Source organism: Streptomyces sp. NPDC059003, assembly GCF_042740445.1.
In the GTDB taxonomy this organism is placed as follows: domain Bacteria; phylum Actinomycetota; class Actinomycetes; order Streptomycetales; family Streptomycetaceae; genus Streptomyces.
In genome coordinates, this window is record NZ_JBHYJH010000105.1 from 1 (window position 1) to 17,425 (window position 17,425).

17 protein-coding genes are annotated in these 17,425 nt (G+C 73.9%); 7 read left to right on the forward strand and 10 right to left on the reverse strand.

The window, feature by feature from the left end; genetic code table 11:
- Positions 1-109: 109 nt before the first annotated feature.
- The 6 genes from ACFWZ5_RS29980 to ACFWZ5_RS30005 form a co-directional block, all read right to left on the reverse strand.
- Positions 110-520 carry a transglycosylase SLT domain-containing protein gene (locus ACFWZ5_RS29980; RefSeq protein WP_384891571.1) on the reverse strand — a complete coding sequence of 137 codons (411 nt, stop codon included), beginning with the start codon at positions 518-520 and terminating at the stop codon, positions 110-112.
- A 345-nt stretch (positions 521-865) separates the two neighbouring features.
- On the reverse strand, positions 866-1,705 hold the full coding sequence (locus ACFWZ5_RS29985) for an ECF transporter S component (protein ID WP_384796447.1): 840 nt from the start codon (positions 1,703-1,705) through the stop codon (positions 866-868).
- On the reverse strand, positions 1,702-3,387 hold the full coding sequence (locus ACFWZ5_RS29990) for an ABC transporter ATP-binding protein (protein WP_384796493.1): 1,686 nt from the start codon (positions 3,385-3,387) through the stop codon (positions 1,702-1,704). Before ACFWZ5_RS29990 ends, ACFWZ5_RS29985 begins: the two co-directional genes overlap by 4 nt.
- 2 nt (positions 3,388-3,389) lie before the next feature.
- Positions 3,390-4,571: an energy-coupling factor transporter transmembrane component T gene (locus tag ACFWZ5_RS29995; protein ID WP_384796449.1), complete on the reverse strand. Its 1,182-nt coding sequence runs from the start codon at positions 4,569-4,571 to the stop codon at positions 3,390-3,392.
- A 14-nt stretch (positions 4,572-4,585) separates the two neighbouring features.
- A complete protein-coding gene (locus ACFWZ5_RS30000; RefSeq protein ID WP_384796495.1) occupies positions 4,586-5,200 on the reverse strand; it encodes an SCO2322 family protein in 615 nt (204 codons plus the stop codon).
- Between the two features lie 164 nt (positions 5,201-5,364).
- Complete coding sequence (locus tag ACFWZ5_RS30005) at positions 5,365-6,582, reverse strand: prenyltransferase/squalene oxidase repeat-containing protein (RefSeq protein WP_384796451.1); 1,218 nt, start codon at positions 6,580-6,582, stop codon at positions 5,365-5,367.
- Positions 6,583-6,982: 400 nt separating this feature from the next.
- On the opposite strand from ACFWZ5_RS30005, the gene ACFWZ5_RS30010 reads away from it, so the two are divergent.
- Entirely contained in the window at positions 6,983-7,804 is an 822-nt protein-coding gene (locus ACFWZ5_RS30010) for an SDR family oxidoreductase (protein ID WP_384796453.1), read from the forward strand.
- Positions 7,805-7,835: 31 nt separating this feature from the next.
- Here ACFWZ5_RS30010 and ACFWZ5_RS30015 read toward each other — a convergent pair whose 3' ends face one another.
- The gene (locus ACFWZ5_RS30015; RefSeq protein WP_384796455.1) at positions 7,836-8,876 is read right to left on the reverse strand and encodes an MBL fold metallo-hydrolase; all 1,041 of its coding nucleotides are present in this window, start codon (positions 8,874-8,876) and stop codon (positions 7,836-7,838) included.
- Positions 8,877-8,981: 105 nt separating this feature from the next.
- Here ACFWZ5_RS30015 and ACFWZ5_RS30020 point away from each other — a divergent pair, with 105 nt between their 5' ends.
- Together ACFWZ5_RS30020 and ACFWZ5_RS30025 are read left to right on the forward strand one after the other, a co-directional pair.
- Entirely contained in the window at positions 8,982-10,505 is a 1,524-nt protein-coding gene (locus tag ACFWZ5_RS30020) for an aldehyde dehydrogenase (protein WP_384796457.1), read from the forward strand.
- Positions 10,505-10,738, forward strand: coding sequence for a ferredoxin (locus ACFWZ5_RS30025; protein ID WP_384796459.1), 234 nt, complete (start codon positions 10,505-10,507; stop codon positions 10,736-10,738). The genes ACFWZ5_RS30020 and ACFWZ5_RS30025 overlap by 1 nt, the downstream gene beginning before the upstream one ends.
- Positions 10,739-11,026: 288 nt before the next feature.
- Here ACFWZ5_RS30025 and ACFWZ5_RS30030 read toward each other — a convergent pair whose 3' ends face one another.
- On the reverse strand, positions 11,027-11,674 hold the full coding sequence (locus ACFWZ5_RS30030) for a LuxR C-terminal-related transcriptional regulator (RefSeq protein ID WP_384796461.1): 648 nt from the start codon (positions 11,672-11,674) through the stop codon (positions 11,027-11,029).
- A gap of 194 nt (positions 11,675-11,868) precedes the next feature.
- The gene (locus ACFWZ5_RS30035; RefSeq protein WP_384796463.1) at positions 11,869-12,528 is read right to left on the reverse strand and encodes a TetR family transcriptional regulator; all 660 of its coding nucleotides are present in this window, start codon (positions 12,526-12,528) and stop codon (positions 11,869-11,871) included.
- Positions 12,529-12,831: 303 nt separating this feature from the next.
- Here ACFWZ5_RS30035 and ACFWZ5_RS30040 point away from each other — a divergent pair, with 303 nt between their 5' ends.
- Genes ACFWZ5_RS30040 through ACFWZ5_RS30050 form a run of 3 tightly spaced genes read left to right on the forward strand, consistent with a single transcriptional unit; the run spans position 12,832 to position 16,243 of the window.
- Positions 12,832-14,418: a glycosyltransferase gene (locus ACFWZ5_RS30040; RefSeq protein WP_384796465.1), complete on the forward strand. Its 1,587-nt coding sequence runs from the start codon at positions 12,832-12,834 to the stop codon at positions 14,416-14,418.
- Complete coding sequence (locus ACFWZ5_RS30045) at positions 14,412-15,173, forward strand: class I SAM-dependent methyltransferase (protein WP_384796467.1); 762 nt, start codon at positions 14,412-14,414, stop codon at positions 15,171-15,173. Before ACFWZ5_RS30040 ends, ACFWZ5_RS30045 begins: the two co-directional genes overlap by 7 nt.
- Positions 15,170-16,243 (forward strand): prenyltransferase, encoded by a 1,074-nt coding sequence (locus ACFWZ5_RS30050; RefSeq protein ID WP_384796469.1) that lies wholly within the window; start codon positions 15,170-15,172, stop codon positions 16,241-16,243. The genes ACFWZ5_RS30045 and ACFWZ5_RS30050 overlap by 4 nt, the downstream gene beginning before the upstream one ends.
- Positions 16,244-16,356: 113 nt before the next feature.
- Here ACFWZ5_RS30050 and ACFWZ5_RS30055 read toward each other — a convergent pair whose 3' ends face one another.
- Entirely contained in the window at positions 16,357-16,650 is a 294-nt protein-coding gene (locus ACFWZ5_RS30055; protein ID WP_384796471.1) for a hypothetical protein, read from the reverse strand.
- Positions 16,651-16,794: 144 nt separating this feature from the next.
- Here ACFWZ5_RS30055 and ACFWZ5_RS30060 point away from each other — a divergent pair, with 144 nt between their 5' ends.
- Positions 16,795-17,331, forward strand: coding sequence for a hypothetical protein (locus ACFWZ5_RS30060; protein WP_384796473.1), 537 nt, complete (start codon positions 16,795-16,797; stop codon positions 17,329-17,331).
- Positions 17,332-17,425: the final 94 nt, after the last annotated feature.

Sequence of the window (17,425 nt, forward strand, 5' to 3'; positions counted from 1 at the left end):
GCAGGGGCTCGGGCTGGGGCTGCAGCCAACAAGGGGGGAAAGGGGCGCAGCCCCAGCCGAGCGCAGGGGCTCGGGCTGGGGCTGCAGGGAAGGGCGGGTGGGTGGGGGATTAATACCAACCGTTGGACTGCCAGTGGCTCCACGCACCGCACGGGCTGCCGTAGCGCTCGTTCATGTACTTGTGGCCCCACTCGATCTGCGTCTCGGGGTTGGTCTTCCAGTCGGCGCCGGCGGAGGCCATCTTGGAGCCGGGCAGGGCCTGGACCAGGCCGTACGCGCCGGAAGAGGCGTTGGTCGCCGTGATGTCCCAGCCACTCTCGTGGGAGACGATGCGGTCGAAGCACTGGAACTGCGCGGCGTCCGTGATCATCCGCTGAGCCACGGCCTTGGCGTCGCCACCGGCCGGGGCGGCCTGGGCGGGCGCGGCGGCGAAGACCATGCCGGCGGTGGCAGCGGCGACGACGCCACCGGTGAGGGCCTTCTTCGGGGTGGCGATGCGACGGAGGAGCGAGACGGACACAGAGGACCTTCCGGTGGGGAACAGGGCGGTCGCGGCACGCCGTGGTCACGCGGACCAGCGGGGAAATGCCTCGGCGCCGCGGCCCGTGAGGGCACGTCGGCGCCGTGCGACTCATCCAGAGAAGCAGGGCTGTTACGCCGCCGCAATGACCCCTCTTACTAGTGGCACTCGCACCCTGCCCGGAGGTCCCGTCTGTGATCTGGCTCTCAATCCGCAGGTCAGCGCGGTGATTGGCGTGTACGTGACATGGGATCGCGGCTACGACCCGGGATCGTAGAGGACCAAAGTCCTGTGGGGCGCCTCACCACGAACCCACCCCTCACATCACGGAACGCGCAAGATTGCTCACCGTTCCGGCGCCCGGAATGTGACGGGCGCCTCGAACGCGGCCCGCCGCGTGGCCCGGCGCAGCGCCTTCAGGACGGACGGGCCGAGCGCCAGGCTCAGGACCACCGTGAGCACCGCCCGCGGCAGGTCCCAGCCGAGGGACGTGGCCAGGCAGTACGCGATGAAGCGGCCCAGGTTGTCGCCGACCGCGTCGCCCGGCACGAAGGAGACGCCGGTGGCCAGGCCCGCGACGTAGGGCCAGCCCTGGAGGTTCATCACGGTGCCGTAGAGCACGGACGAGACCGCCCCGTACCCGCCGAGCAGGGCCAGCTCGCGGCGGCCGCGGACGATGTCCGCGCCCGGCAGCAGGCCCGCGCCCATGCACACCCACCCCATCGCCAGCATCTGGAACGGCATCCACGGCCCCACACCGCCCGTGAGCAGCGCGGACGCGAACATCGACACCGCCCCCAGGACGAAACCGAAGCCGGGGCCGAGCACCCGGCCGCTCAGGACCATCAGGAAGAACATCGGCTCGATGCCCGCCGTGCCCGCGCTCAGCGGCCGGAGCGCCGCCCCGGCCGCGGCGAGCACCCCGAGCATCGCGATCGCCTTCGCGTCGGCCCCGGAGTCCGAGATCGTCGCCACGACCACCCCGAGCAGCAGGGGGAGCAGCGCGGCGAACAGCCATGGGGCGTCTTGCGCGTGCGCGCTCAGACCGGAGTCGGCCCCCGCGAACAGGGGCCAGCCGAACGCGACCACGCCTACGGCGCTGACCAGCGCGAGCGCGGCGACGGACCGGCGTCCCAGGCGGATGGGGCGCGTCTGCCGGGTCCCCTGCGGGGCGCTCTGGCTCACCGGTCGTCCTCCAGGGCATCCCGTACCTGCGTCACCGTCAGCCACTTCTGCGGCGCCAGGACCTTCGTGACCTGGGGTGCGAAGGACGGGGACGACACGACGACGTCCGCCGTCGGGCCGTCCGCGACCACCTCGCCCTCCGCGAGGATCACCACCCGGTGGGCCAGCTCCGCCGCCAGTTCCACGTCGTGCGTGGCGAGCACGATGGCGTGCCCTTCGGCGGCCAGGCCGCGCAGGATCGTGACGAGACGGGCCTTGGCCGCGTAGTCGAGGCCGCGGGTCGGCTCGTCGAGGAGGAGCAGCGGCGGCCGCGCCGTGAGGACGATCGCCAGGGCGAGCGCCAGGCGCTGGCCCTCGGACAGGTCACGGGGGTGCGTGTCGTCCGCGATGCCGGGCAGCAGGTCCGCGACCAGGGCCGCGCAGGTGCCCGCCGCCGCGTCCGCGTCGCGGTCGGCGGCCGCGCACTCGGCGGCCACCGTGTCCGCGTACAGCAGGTCGCGCGGCTCCTGCGGTACGAGGCCGACGCGCCGGATGAGCTCGCGCGGCGTCGTGCGGTGCGGGGTCGCGCCGCCGACCCGGACCGTTCCCGCGGTGGGCGGGAGCAGGCCGACGAGGGCGGACAGGAGCGTGGACTTGCCCGCGCCGTTGCGGCCCATGAGGGCGATGGTCTCGCCGGGCGACACGGTGAGGTCGACGCGCCGCAGCGCCTCGACGTGACCGCGGCGGACGGCGAGACGCTCGACCCGGGCGGCCTCGTGGGCGGGGCCTGTCTCCTCCCGTCCCTTCTTGGTCATACGTCGCCACAGGGGCGCCCGCGCGGGTGCGGGGGCGGGGGCTGCCGCCCCGCCCCACTCCGGTGGTGTCACGTCGGCGAGCCGCTCACGCAGCCCCGCGGCCTTGCGGCGAGCGTCCCGCACGGTCAGCGGCAGCGGCGTCAGTCCCGCGAGCCTGCCCAGGGCCACCACCGGCGGGCACACCGGCGACACCGCCATCACCTCGGCCGGGTCACCGAGCACCGGCGCCTCGCCCGGACCCGGCAGGAGCAGCACCTGGTCCGCGTACTGCACGACCCGCTCCAGGCGGTGCTCGGCCATCAGGACCGTCGTGCCCAGGTCGTGGACCAGGCGCTGGAGCACGGCGAGGACCTCCTCGGCCGCCGCGGGGTCAAGGGCGCTGGTCGGCTCGTCGAGGACCAGGACGCGGGGGTGCGGGGTGAGGACGGAGCCGATGGCCACGCGCTGCTGCTGGCCGCCGGAGAGGGTGGCGATGGGGCGGTCGCGCAGGTCCGCGAGGCCGAGGAGGTCGAGGGTCTCCTCGACGCGGCGGCGCATCACGTCGGGCGCGAGGCCCAGGGACTCCATGCCGTACGCCAGCTCGTCCTCGACGGTGTCCGTCACGAAGTGCGCGAGCGGGTCCTGGCCGACGGTGCCGACGACGTCGGCGAGCTCGCGGGGCTTGTGGGTGCGGGTGTCGCGGCCCGCGACGGTCACGCGGCCGTGCAGGGTGCCGCCCGTGAAGTGCGGCACGAGCCCGCTGACGGTGCCGAGCAGCGTCGACTTGCCGACCCCGGACGGGCCGACGAGCAGCACCAGCTCGCCCTCGGGCACGGCCAGGTCGACGCCCCGCACGGTGGGGCCCGCGGTGCCCTCGTACCGTACGGAGACGTCCTCGAACCGGATCATGGTCATGAGGTCCGCTCCTTGGAGGTGCGTGCGTCGCGGGCGCGGGCGGGGCCGCGCACGGGGGCTTCGGCGGGCGGGGGCACCGGCGCGACGAACGCCGGGAGGAGGCCGATCAGGGCCGCCGCGGCGGGCCACAGCGGCAGCGTCGGCGCGATCAGGGGGACGACTCCGGGGTGCAGGGCCGTCGGGTCGTACGAGTTCGCCGCGATCGTCAGGGCCGCGACGGCGGCGCCGGACCCGGAGACGAGCCAGGCGCGGGCGCCCCACGCGTCGGGCCGGTAGCGGGTGCGCACCGAGCGGCGCCCGCCGAGCCACAGCCCGCCGAGCGCGGCGGCGAGGCCCACGGCGAGCACGGGCAGGCCGTACGTCATGCCGTCCGCGGTGAGCAGGCCGTACGTGCCCGCGCACACCCCCATGAGCCCGCCGAGCGTCAGGACCGCCGTCGTCCTGCGCACCCGCGCGGGCACGGCGGCACTGCGGCCGAAGCCGCGCGCGTCCATCGCCGCGGCCAGCGCGACGGAGCGCTCCAGGGCGCCCTCCAGGACGGGAAGCCCCACCTGGAGCAGCCCCCGCACCCCCTTGTCGGGGCGCCCGCGCAGGCGCCGCGCCGCCCGCAGCCGCTGCACGTCGCCGATCAGGTTCGGCGCGAACGTCATCGCCACGACGACGGCGACCCCGGCTTCGTACAGCGCGCCAGGAAGGGACTTGAGGAGCCGCGTCGGGCTCGCGAGGGCGTTCGCGGCGCCGACGCAGATCAGCAGACCGGCAAGGCGCACCCCGTCGTACAGCGCGAACAGCACGCCCTCCGCGGTGACTCGGCCGCCGATCCGCACGCCCTGCGCCCACTCGGGCAGCGGCACCTCCGGCAGCGTCACGATGACGTGCGTCCCGGGGATCGGCGAGCCGAGCGCCACCGCGAACACGAGCCGGATGCCGATGACGACCAGGGCGATCTTCACGAACGCCCCGTACGAGCGGGCCCACGGCGCCGAGGTGCGCCGGGCCGCGACCACATAGCCGGCGACGCCGATGAGCAGCCCGATCAGGAGGGGGTTGGTGGTGCGGGACGCGGCCGTGGCGAGGCCGAGCGCCCACAGCCACCAGGCGCCCGGGTGCAGCGCGTTGGAGCGGTGCGCCTCGGGGGCGAGGCGGCCGCGCGGGGCGCCCGGGGTACGGCCGGTCATGGTGCCCGTCCGCCTCATGCGCGGCGGCGTCGGGCCTGCCAGACCCCGGCGGCGCCGAGCACGGCGACAGCGGCGACACCGGCGATCAGGCCGACGGACGGCCCGCCGTCGCCGCCGTCGTCCCCGTCGCCCTTGTCGCCCGCGGCGATCTGCTCGCCGCACCCCTTCTTCGGGTAGTCGGAGATGGCGCACAGCAGCGCGTTGTTGTCGTAGCGCAGCGGCTCGGCGACGGCGGCGAGCGCGTCGGCACTGGAGCCGCCGTCGTCGACGCGGGCGCAGGCGGTACGCGGCTTCGGCGGCGTCGCACCGCCCGGCGCGTCGCCCTTCGTGCCGAAGTCGACGACGACCGCGACGCGCTTCTTCCCGTCCTTGGCGGGGGTGTCCGCGCAGATCGCGTCGAAGTCGGCGGCGCCGCGCGGCTTCTTGGCGCTCTTGGAGTCCGCGGACACGGCGAACCGGAAGCCCACCACGTCCCCGTCGTCGGGCCGCGCGATCGAGGGCCCCTGCGTGGCGTACACCCACGCGCCGTCCTTGCCCTGCTGCCAGAACGACCAGTAGCGGTAGTCGGCGGCGTGGGCGGGGGCGGCGATGAGGACGGTGAGGACGGCGACGAGGGCGGCGAGGAGCATGCCCGGAAGGTGGTGCGTCCGCCCGCTCCTGGCCGCACCCACGCCCGCGCCCGCCTCGGCAGGGGGCGCCGGGCGGGTGGGTGGGAGGACGACGGCACCGCCGTCGGCGGCCACCGCGCGGCGGTGCCCCGGCGCACCGGCGGCGGGCCCAGGGGCCAGACCTGTCACAGCTGGGTCTTCTTGTTGCGGCCGCTCAGCAGGAAGCCGATGCCCACGCCCGCCACCAGGCCGACGCCGACGATCCACCAGACGCTGACGCCGCCGTCGTCGTCGTCCTTCTTCTTCTCGTCCTTCGCGGCCTCGGTCGCCTGCGGGGCCGGGCCGGTCGCGTTGAGCTGCTTGACGAGGTCCGTGCCGCCGAAGTCGCGCGGGTCGAGGCCCGCGGCGTGGGCGGCGAGGATCAGCTGGGAGTAGGCGGCGGGGCCGCTCTGCTTGGCCCAGGCGGCGGAGTTCTCGCTCAGCCACACGGCGGACTTCTTCGCCTGCTTCGACTGGCCCGCGGCGGCGAGCGCGACAACCGCGTCGGCCGTGTTGCCGACGTCGGGCTTGTCCTCGGAGCCCGGCATGGACGAGGTCAGGTGCCCGGACTCGGCGAGCTGCTTCAGGAGGTAGCCGGTGCCGTTGGCCGCGGCCTGCCCGGCGGAGTCCGCCGGGGCGCACTTCGGCGCGGATCCGGTCTTCTTGGGCGGGTCGACCAGCATGCCCTTGCCGAGGCCGCCGAGCACACCGGCCGCCGTCGCGTCGGCGTTCGGCGTGAGCGTGCCGGACTTGGCGTCGGCGAGGCCGAACGCGCCGCCGTTCTCGCCGCAGTCCAGGGCGAGCTTCGTCAGCGCGTCGTACGGGCTCTTGCCCTGCTGGGACTTCACGGCGGCCGGCTTCTCGCCCGCGGCGGCGAGCGCGCCGACGACGATGCCGGTGGAGTTGGCGTCGCTCGGCAGGCCCGGGTTGTAGCCCCAGCCGCCGTCCTGGTTCTGCACGGACTTCAGCCAGGCCACGCCCTTGTCGACGGTGCCGCGCTCGCCGCCGAGCGCGGCGAGGGCCTGCACGGCCGCGGCCGTCGAGTTGCTGTCGACGGGCGTCTTGGAGCCGCACGGCTCGCTCGCGTCGGCGCGGTACGCCGCGAAGCCGCCGCTCGTGCACTGCTGGCCGGTGAGCCAGTCCACGGCCTTCCCCGCGGGCCTGACCCCCGCCGAGTCCTGCGCGAGCAGCGCGTACGACTGCCGGAACACGCCGTCGAACTTGGGGTCGGCCGTGCCGTACAGACCGGACGGGAGCGCGGCCGAGGGCGACGGCTTCGCGTCGGCGGCCTGGGCGGCCGGGGCCGCGGCCGCGCCGAGGGCGACGGCGGCGGCCAGGGCAGCTGCGCTGCGGCGTACGTTCATGATGCGGCGGGTGCCTCTCCCTGCGGGGGGCCGGGCAGCACGGCACGGAAGGGGCACCGGGCGGCTCCGGCTCCGTGAACCTCGACGGTGCCGGCCATCGGTACGGTCCCGATGACGCGAGCCGGTCACGCGGCGCACGAGGTGTTCCGGCTGTGCCCAAGAAGTGGCTTCACGGAGTGGGGCCTCCCCTGCTCGGGCGAAGCCGAGAGCCCGGGGAAGGGTCAGCGCCGGATTCGCACCGGCTTCCCCTCGTACGTACGTGATACGACCCGCACACTCTACCGGCCCGTACCCCGCCCGCCCGTGCGAGGCGTGGCCAGGGCGCGGTCTGGTGCGGTGGCCTGGGCGGGCGTAGCTTGGCGGGGGCCTCGGGGCGCGGCTGTTTGAGGGGAGCCCACGCATGGCAGGCACGAATCCCGTACGTCCCGTACGCAACGACGACCAAGCCGCCCGCACCTACCTCGTCACCGGCGCCGCGTCCGGCATCGGCAGGGCCACCGTCCAGTACCTGGCCGCACGCGGCCACCGGGTCATCGGCGCGGACCTGAAGGACACCGACATCACCGCGGACCTGGCGACGTGCGAGGGCCGGGCGCTGCTCGCCGAGGCGGCCGGGGACCTGGGCGGAGGGCGCCTCGACGCGGTGGTCGCGTGCGCCGGGGTCGCCGACTTCGCGCCCCTGACCGTGCGGGTGAACGGCTTCGGGGCGATCGCGACGCTCGCGGGCCTGCGCCCGCTGCTGGCCGCGGGCCGCGATCCGCGTGCCGTCGCCGTCTCGTCCGTCGCCGCCGCGCACGAGACCGACCCGGCGATCGTCGCCGCGGTGCTCGCCGACGACGAGGACGCGGCCGTCGCGGCGGCGCAGGCCGCCGTCGACCGGGGGGAGGGGTGGCTCGTCTACACCTCCGCCAAGCGCGCGCTGACCCGCTGGATCCGCCGGGTCTGCGGCGGCGTCGAGTGGGCGGGCGCGGGCATCGCGCTCAACGCCATCGGGCCCGGCGTCATCCGCACCCCGCTGACGCGCGCCATGCTGGAGGACCCCGAGATGCGCGCGAAGGCCGACGCCGCCGTGCCGATGCCGCTGCACGGCTACGCCGACCCCGAGCAGGTGGCCCCGCTCATCGCCTTCCTGACGTCACCGGAGAACACGCACGTCACGGGCCAGGTCGTCTTCATCGACGGGGGAGCGGACGCGCTGGTGCGGGGCGACGAGGCCTGGTGATCCACGTCCGCGGGCACGGACGCACCGGACCTCACACCGCCACGTACGTCACCGGGTCGCTCCCGGCCACGGCCTCCGCGTGCCCCAGCTTGACCAGCCTGCGCACATGGGCCTCGGCCTCGGACACGGCGATGGTGCGCGAGCCGTAGGGGATGTCGGCCCAGGGCCTGTTCCACTCCATGCGCTCGGCGAGCTGCCAGGGCGTGCGGGGCTCGGCGAGCAGGGCGCGCAGGTCGGCCAGGCGCTGTTGGTGGTGGGCGAGGAGTTCCCGTACGCGGCCGTGGGCGTGCGGGAACGCGTGCTGGTGGGCGGGGAGGACCTCGGCGGCACCGAGCCGCCCGACCCGCTCCAGAGAGTCGAGATAGTCGCCGAGGGGGTCGGTGACGGTGGCGTCTTCGGGGTCTTCGTAGAGCCCGATGTGCGGGGTGATGCCGGGCAGCAGATGGTCGCCTGAGAACAGCCGCCCGTGGCCCGGGAGTCGGGCGGGGTGGTCCTCCTCCAGGTGCAGGCAGACGTGGCCGGGGGTGTGCCCGGGGGTCCAGATCGCGCGGAGCCTGCGGCCGGGCAGGTCGAGGAGTTCACCGGGCGCGATGGGGCGGTCGGGCAGGGCGGGGGCCGGCAGGCGCGGGGTGCCATGAACGCCGCCCGCGTCGCGGGCGGCGAGCAGCGGGGCCACGTGGGCGGCGGGGGCACCGGCGGCGGTGAGCTTCGCCGCCATGTAGCCGTACCAGCGGGCGGGCGGGTAGGAGCGGGTGCGCCGCACGACGTGCGCGTCCGCGTCGTGCATCGCGATCCAGGCCCCGGATGCCTCCCGCACCCTGGCCGACAGGCCGTGGTGGTCGGGGTGGTGATGCGTGATCAGAACGCCGTGTACGTCGCCGACCTCGGCCCCGCAGTCGGCGAGCCCGGCGACCAGGGCGTCCCAGGACGCCGGGTCGTCCCAGCCCGTGTCGATCAGGACGGGGCCGCGGTCGGTGTCCAGGAGGTGCACGAGCGTATGGCCGAGGGGGTTGTCCGGAATCGGGACGGCGACGCTCCACACGCCACCGCCGTGGTCGGTCACCTGCCGCATGCGCGGCCCCCGCTCTCTCGGCAGCACGGCCGTTGCCCACTATAACTAGAACTGGTATCAGTTCTGAAACAGCGTCAGAAACTGTCCCGCAGGAGGCGGTCGGCCATGACGGAGCTCGTGGAACACGGACAGCTGTTCATCGGCGGGGAGTGGACCGATCCTTCCCCAAGCTCTCGGCTGCGCTCGAGCAGGGGAGGCCCCATAGGCGCGGACGTCATCGACGTCGTGTCGCCGCACACCGGCGAGGTCTTCGCGCGGGTCCCGCACGCGTCGCCCGCGGACGTGGACCGGGCCGTCGCCGCCGCGCGCAGGGCGTTCGACGAGGGGCCCTGGCCGCGCATGACGCTCGACGAACGCGTCGCGGTCGTCACGAGGATCAAGGACGGCTTCGCGCTGCGCCACGAGGAGATCGCCCGCGTCATCAGCTCCGAGAACGGCACCCCCTACACCGCGTCCGTGATGATGCAGGCCCTGGCCGCGATGATGGTGTGGGACGCGGCGATCACGACGGCCCGCTCCTTCCGCTACGAGGAGGCGCGCGACGGAGTGCTCGGCAGGATCCTGGTCCGGCGCGAGCCCGTCGGCGTCGTCGCGGCCGTGGTGCCGTGGAACGTCCCGCAGTTCACCGCCGCGGCCAAGCTCGCGCCCGCGCTGCTCGCGGGCTGCCCGGTGATTCTGAAGACCTCGCCGGAGACACCGCTCGACGCGTACATCCTGGCCGAGCTCGCCGTCGAAGCGGGGCTGCCGGAGGGGGTGCTGTCGATCGTCTCCGCGGACCGGGAGGTGAGCGAGTACCTGGTGGGGCACCCGGGCGTCGACAAGGTGTCGTTCACCGGGTCCGTCGCGGCGGGCAAGCGCGTGATGGAGGTGTGTTCCCGCCGGCTGACCCGCGTGACCCTGGAGTTGGGGGGAAAGTCGGCGGCGGTGATACTGCCGGACGCCGACGCGGCGATCGCGGTGGCCGGAATCGCGCCCTTCGCGTGGATGATCAACGGGCAGGCGTGCGTGGCGCAGACCCGGATCCTGGTGCCGCGCTCCCGCTACGACGAGTTCGCCGAGGCCTTCGCGGCCGCCGCGAACGCGCTGAAGGTCGGCGACCCCATGGACCCGGCCACCGAGGTCGGGCCGCTCGTGGCCAGGCGGCAGCAGCAGCGCTCGCTCGACTACATACGCGTCGGGCAGGAGGAGGGCGCCAAGGTCCTCGCGGGCGGCGGCCGCCCCGCCGGGCTCGACCGGGGCTGGTACGTGGAGCCGACGCTCCTCGGCGACGTCGACAACTCCATGCGCGTCGCCCGCGAGGAGATCTTCGGCCCGGTCATCTGCCTGCTGCCGTACGGCGACGAGGACGAGGCCGTGCGGATCGCCAACGACTCCGATTACGGGCTCAGCGGCAGCGTCTGGACCCGGGACGTCGAGCGCGGCGTCGACGTGGCGCGCCGGGTGCGGACCGGCACGTACTCCGTGAACACCTTCAGCATCGACATGCTCGGCCCCTTCGGCGGGTACAAGAACTCCGGAATCGGGCGGGAGTTCGGGCCCGAGGGGTACGGTGAGTACTTCGAACACAAGATGATCCACCTGCCGGCCGGGTACGAGCCCGCAGGGGACGGCGAAGGGACGGGGGCCTGATGGGGGATCGCTGGCGCGTGGAGGTCGACCGGTCCGTGTGTATCGGTTCCGGGATGTGTGTGAGCACGGTGCCGGGCGCCTTCGCGCTCGACGCCGCCCGCCAGTCGCATGCGACGGAGCCCGAGATCGACGCGGCCGACGAGGTCATGGAGGCGGCGGAGGGCTGCCCCGTCGAGGCGATCACGATCGCTCTGGCCGGCAGCGGCGAAGTGGTGTTCCCGCCGGAGGACTGAGAGGACCGGGCCGACTCGCTTGAGGCTCGCTTACGACTCGCTTGAGGCGCGCTCGAACCGTGATGTGTTCGAACGGGACTTTACGCATGAGTTCCGCATGCCCTTCCGGTGACGGCTGTGACTGTCCGGTCACGCTGAGCCATGGGAATCTCCTTCGGGATGCCGAGGGAGGGGAAGGGTCCGGAAGGCAGCCCGGGAGCCGCAGTGAGGGTGGGCGCCGGTCCGCGGGGACGGGGCCGCTGAGGGGGAGGCCTCCGTACGGAGGACCGGACCGGCGCCCGCCAGGTCCTACACCCAGCCCTCGCCCTGGGAGATCCGGATCGCGTCGACCTTGTTCCGCGCGCCGGTCTTCCGGGTGATCGCGGCCATGTAGTTGCGCACGGTCCCGTTCGTCAGATGGAGCCGGTGGGCGATCTCCGCCACCGACGCGCCACCGGCGGCCAGGGTCAGCACGCTCAACTCCCGCTGGGTGAGCGGAATCTGAGCGGCCTTCAGGAATCCGAAGCCCAGCGAGTCGTCGACGTACCGCGCTCCGGCCGCCACCTGCCTGATGCCGGTGAGCAGCTGTTCGGGCGCGCTCGCCTTGTCGACGAAGCCGAGCGCGCCCGCGTCGGTGGCGCGGCGCAGCAGTCCGGGCCGGTGCGCGGAGGCGAGGACGAGCAGCGGAACGCGCGGCGCGGAGCCGTTGGCCTGATCGGCCGGTCCCGTGGGGTCGGCCGGATCGGCCGGGGCCCACAGTTCGCCGAGCGGGGCGAGCGCGCGGTCGTGCTCGCCGTCGAGGTCGGCCACGCACAGGTCGGGCCGCACCGCGCCCAGACGGCGCCGCGCGGCCGCCCACGGCGTGTGGAAGACCTCCAAGTCGGGCTCGCGGGCGAGTCGTTCCGCCAGCGCCGACCGCAGCAGGCGGGCGTCGTGCACGAGAAGTACGCGGATCACGTCTGTGCCCCTCCCGGCCCCGTGTCCTCCAATTCCCCGCTGTGCCGTACAGGTACCCGTTCTAGCGGCGCCCCGGCGCCATGGACGCGGGAGAACTGGCCAAGGGGATGTCCAGGGGGCGCGTATGGCACCGGCATGTGCGCCCCCTGTGCGACAGGTGCCGCTCCTTGATTCCGGTTACTCCGCGATTCCGGTTACTCCGCCTCGGGTGCCGTCAGGTCGATCAGGCGGCACACCATCTCGATGTCGATCTTCACCTGGGCGATGGAGGCCCGGCCCGACAGCCAGGTGATCAGGGCCGAGTGCCAGGTGTGCTCGATCACGCGCACCGCGGAGAGCTGGGCGGCCGTCGGCTGTCCGTCCAGGCCCATGGCGTCCAGGACGATCGCCGTGGTGAGCCGCGAGACCGTGTCCACCTCGGGGCTCACGGACCGGTCGGCGAAGGTGAGGGCGCGGACCATGGCGTCGGCGAGGTGCGGCTCGCGCTGCAGCGCGCGGAAGGCCCGCATCAGCGTCTCGGCGACCCGCTCGGCGGGGGTCTCGCCGGCGGGCGGACGCTTGCGCAGCGTCGTGTGCATGTGCTGGAGCTGGTCCTGCATCGTCGCGACGAGCAGATGCACCTTGGAGGGGAAGTAGCGGTAGAGCGTGCCGAGCGCGACGCTCGACGACTCGGCGACCTCGCGCATCTGCACCGCGTCGAAGCCGCCGCGGCTGGCCAGCTGGGCGCTCGCGTGCAGGATGCGGCGGCGGCGCGCCTCCTGGCGCTCGGTGAGCGGCGCCGACTCCGCGCTTCCCGCCCGCGCCCCGGCCACGCTCCCCGCCCGCGCTCCGGCCGTCTTCGCGTCAGCTGTCATAGTTCCGTCGCCCCGCCAGTCCCGTCGCCCGCCAGTCCCGTCAGCCTGTCGGGCCCGTCCCGTCCGGCCCGTTCCAGGGGCCCGGGAGGTCCCGGGCCCGCCCCAAAGATCCCACAGTTCCGCGCTCGTGGTCCCGCCCGTGTCCACGGTGGCCGCCGTGGCGCGAATCACCTGATCCGGGCCTTCCGGCGCGCCTACCTGCCGGTAGATTCAAAGCTCCTTGAGCGATCAAGTCTGAAACTTGTTCTAGATTACCGTCCCGGCGTAATCTCGCGGACAACCGCAGGCAGAAGGGGGCCGAGAGTGACCGCTGAGGCCAGGGAGGCGGGCCTCCCGCCGAGGTCGGCCGCCGACGGGGGCCGACCGCTGCGCATCGCGCTCCTGACGTACAAGGGGAACCCGTTCTGCGGCGGCCAGGGCGTCTACGTACGCCACCTCTCCCGCGAACTCGTGCGGCTCGGCCACCGCGTGGAGGTCATCGGCGCGCAGCCGTACCCCGTGCTCGACGAGGGCGAGGGCCTCGAAGGCCTCAGCCTGACCGAGCTGCCGAGCCTGGACCTCTACCGCCAGCCGGATCCTTTCCGCACCCCGAAGCGCGACGAGTACCGCGACTGGGTCGACGCGCTCGAAGTGGGCACGATGTGGACCGGCGGCTTCCCCGAGCCGGTCACCTTCAGCCTGCGCGCCCGCCGTCATCTGCGCGCCCGGCGCGGCGCCTTCGACGTCGTGCACGACAACCAGACGCTCGGCTACGGCCTGCTCGGCGACCTCGGCGCCCCGCTGGTCACCACCATCCACCACCCGATCACGGTCGACCGCCGCCTGGAGCTCGAGGCCGCCGAGGACTGGAAGCGCCGCGCGTCCGTGCGCCGTTGGTACGCGTTCACGCGCATGCAGAAGCGCGTCGCGCGCCGGCTGCCGTCCGTCGTGACCGTCTCCGGCACGTCGCGTCAGGAGATCGTCGACGACCTCGGCGTACGCCCCGACCGGATCAAGGTCGTCCACATCGGCGCCGACACGGACCTGTTCTCGCCGGACCCGTCCGTGGCCGAGGTCGCGGGGCGGATCGTCACCACCTCCAGTGCCGACGTTCCGCTCAAGGGCCTGGTGTACCTCATCGAGGCGCTCGCGAAGGTCCGTACGGAACATCCCTCCGCGCACCTCGTGGTCGTCGGCAAGCGTGCCGAGGACGGCCCGGTCGCGGCGGCCATCGAGCGGTACGGCCTCGAGGGCGCCGTCGACTTCGTCAAGGGCATCACGGACGCCGAGCTCGTCGACCTGGTGCGCTCCGCGCAGATCGCCTGCGTCCCTTCCCTGTACGAGGGCTTCTCACTGCCCGCGGCGGAGGCCATGGCGACGGGGACGCCGCTCGTGGCCACGACCGGCGGTGCCATTCCGGAGGTCGCCGGCGCCGACGGGGAGACCTGTCTGGCGGTGCCGCCCGGCGACGCGGGGGCGTTGGCCGCCGGCCTGGTGCGGTTGCTCGGTGACCCTGCCCTGCGGGCGCGGCTCGGCGCGGCCGGGCGTGAGCGGGTGCTGAGCCGTTTCACGTGGGCGGAAGCCGCGAAGGGGACCGTGGCGGAGTACCGGCGGGCCATCGCCCGCTCCGCGGGCCCCGCTTCCCGGCGCTCCGCGCCGACCCCCTCCCCGCGCACCACGCAGGCGAGCACCAGCCGCTCCGCGGCCCCGAGCACCGACCGCTCCGCGGCCCCGAGCCCCAGCCGCTCCGCGGCCCACGAATCCGGCCGCTCCGCGGCCAACGAAACTCCCGTCCCCGAGACGTCGGCCCTCAAGGCGAACGTCCCCGAGACATCGGCCCGCAAGACGAACGGCCCCGAGACATCCACCGAAGTTGCTGGCCCCCACCGCGAAAGCAGGACCCCGTGCTGACCGTCGACTTCACCCGCTTCCCGCTCGCCGCGGGTGACCGTGTCCTCGATCTCGGGTGCGGCGCGGGCCGCCACGCCTTCGAGTGCTACCGGCGCGGCGCGCAGGTGGTCGCGCTCGACCAGAACGGCGAGGAGATCCGCGAGGTCGCCAAGTGGTTCGCGGCGATGAAGGAGGCGGGCGAGGCCCCGGCGGGCGCGACGGCCACGGCGATGGAGGGCGACGCGCTCAACCTGCCCTTCCCCGACGAGTCGTTCGACGTCGTGATCATCTCCGAGGTGATGGAGCACATCCCCGACGACAAGGGCGTGCTCGCCGAGATGGTCCGCGTCCTCAAGCCGGGCGGCCGGATAGCCGTCACCGTCCCGCGCTACGGCCCCGAGAAGGTCTGCTGGACCCTGAGTGACGCGTACCACGAGGTCGAGGGCGGTCACATCCGCATCTACAAGGCGGACGAACTCCTGGAGAAGATGCGCGAGTCGGGCCTGAAGCCGTACGGCACGCACCACGCGCACGCGCTGCACTCCCCGTACTGGTGGCTGAAGTGCGCGTTCGGCGTCGACAACGACAAGGCGCTGCCCGTGCGCGCGTACCACAAGCTCCTGGTCTGGGACATCATGAAGAAGCCGCTGGCGACGAAGGTCGCCGAGCAGGCGCTCAACCCGCTGATCGGCAAGAGCTTCGTGGCGTACGCCACCAAGCCGCACCTGCCCCGCACGGCCGCCTCCGCCGACGCCGACCCGAAGGCCGGGGCGTGACGATCCCCGAACGCACCGAACACCTGGTCCTGCCCGGCGTCCTGACGGCGGATCAGGCCGCGCGGACCGTCCACGGGATCCTCGGCGTCCAGCGCGCCGACGGCGCCATCCCGTGGTTCCGCGGCCACCACCTGGACCCGTGGGACCACACGGAGGCCGCCATGGCCCTGGACGCGGCGGGCGAGCACGCGGCCGCGGACCGCGCCTACGCGTGGCTGGCCCGGCACCAGAACCAGGACGGCTCCTGGTACGCGGCGTACGCCGACGGCGACGCGGACGCCGTCACGGACCGCGGCCGCGAGACCAACTTCTGCGCGTACGTGGCCGTGGGCGTCTGGCACCACTACCTGTCGACGGGCGACGAGGCCTTCCTCGACCGCATGTGGCCGGTGGTCGTGGCGGCCGTCGAGTTCGTCCTCGGCCTCCAGCAGCCCGGCGGCCAGATCGGCTGGAAGCGCGAGGCGGACGGCGCGCCCGTCACGGACGCGCTCCTGACCGGCTCCTCCTCCATCCACCAGGCGCTGCGCTGCGCCCTCGCGATCGCCGAGCACCGCGAGGACCCGCAGCCCGACTGGGAGCTGGCGACCGGCGCGCTCGCCCACGCGATACGCCGCCACCCCGAGCGCTTCCTGGACAAGGACCGCTACTCGATGGACTGGTACTACCCGGTCCTCGGCGGCGCCCTGTCCGGCCCCGAGGCCAAGTCCCGCATCGAGGAGGGCTGGGACCGCTTCGTGGTCCCCGACCTGGGCGTGCGCTGCGTGGTCCCCAACCCCTGGGTCACCGGCGGCGAGAGCGCCGAACTCGCCCTGACCCTCTGGGCGGTGGGCGAGTCCGACCGTGCCGTGGAGATCCTCAGGTCCATCCAGCACCTGCGCGACGAGCGGACGGGCCTGTACTGGACGGGGTACGTGTTCGACGACGCGGCGGTCTGGCCCGTCGAGCAGACCACCTGGACCGCGGGCTCGGTGCTGCTCGCGGTGGCGGCGCTCGGCGGGGACGAGGCGACGTGCCGTGTGTTCTCGGGCGAGGACCTGCCGACGGGCCTGGCTCCGGACTGCTGCGCATAACGGTGGGGCCGTGCCCCGAAGGGGCGCGGGGCGTGACGTCATGCGGCTCCGCCGCGGGGCGCGACCAGCCACGACGCACCCGCAGGTTGGCTGCAGGACTTCCAGCGGAGCGCCTAGTACCGGCGCAGCCGTCCGGCGATGAGGTGCCCGGCGACGAGATAGACGATCGCGGCGAGCCCGTACCCGGCGATGACCCGGGCCCACCGCTCGTCGAACGTGAACAGGTCGTGCGACCAGCCCGCGAGCCACCGCGCGGCGTCGTGCACGACCTGGACGAGGTCGTTGGCGCGGTTGGCGTCGAGCAGGTCCATCAGGATCCACAGGACGAGGATGACGGCGAGCACGTCGGCGATCAGGGCGACGGCTTTGGCGGCTTCGTTGGTGCGGTGGGTGTGTGCGGGGGACATGAGGGGCGGGTACCGGGCCGCCGCTGGCCGAAACCCGCGGGGCACCCGTACGGGCCCACTGGAGTGGCGGACCTCCGGAGGCGGGGTGAGGCTGGGCGCCGGGGGCCGTCCGCACCCTGCCCGGAACCCCGCCCGGAGGCCACCGTGTCCCGCTCCCTGTACCGCGCCGTCGTCCCCCTCCTCCTGTGCTGCGCCCTCCTCGCGGGCGCGACGGCCTGCGGCGGCGACGACAAGGACGCGGCGGTGCCCAGCGGCACGAGCTCCGCCGATCGCCAGAAGTTCGCGAAGACCCGCTTCGTGACGAACGCGGGCCTCGCCGCCGGGGCGACGTACCAGTGGATCGTGAAGCCGTACCGGGACGGCAGGTTCAGGTCCGGCGCCGACGGCCGCAGGTTCGCCCTGATCAAGGCGGGCCTGGCCGGGGCGTTCACGTACAACCGCCTGAAGGCCGCCCTCCGCAACGCGCAGGGCAGCCCGACGCTCGCGAAGGCGGTGGCCCCGCTGACGTCCGGCATCGAGGCCCTGAAGGACCTCCCGGCCAAGCTGCGCAAGGGCGACTCGACGGAGTCGGTGGTGAACTCCTTCGACGACACGATCAACTCCGTGAAGGACGCGGGGAAGTCGGCGGGCGCGGAGGTCACGGACAAGGTGCCGTCGGCGGGGGAGCTGGCGCGCGGGTGAGCCGCCAGGCGGCCTGACGGGTCGTCATTCATGCTGTGGCAACGCGGAGTTCGCCCCTCCGAGGGGTGGAGTTCCCCCCGGTCCCCGAGGATCC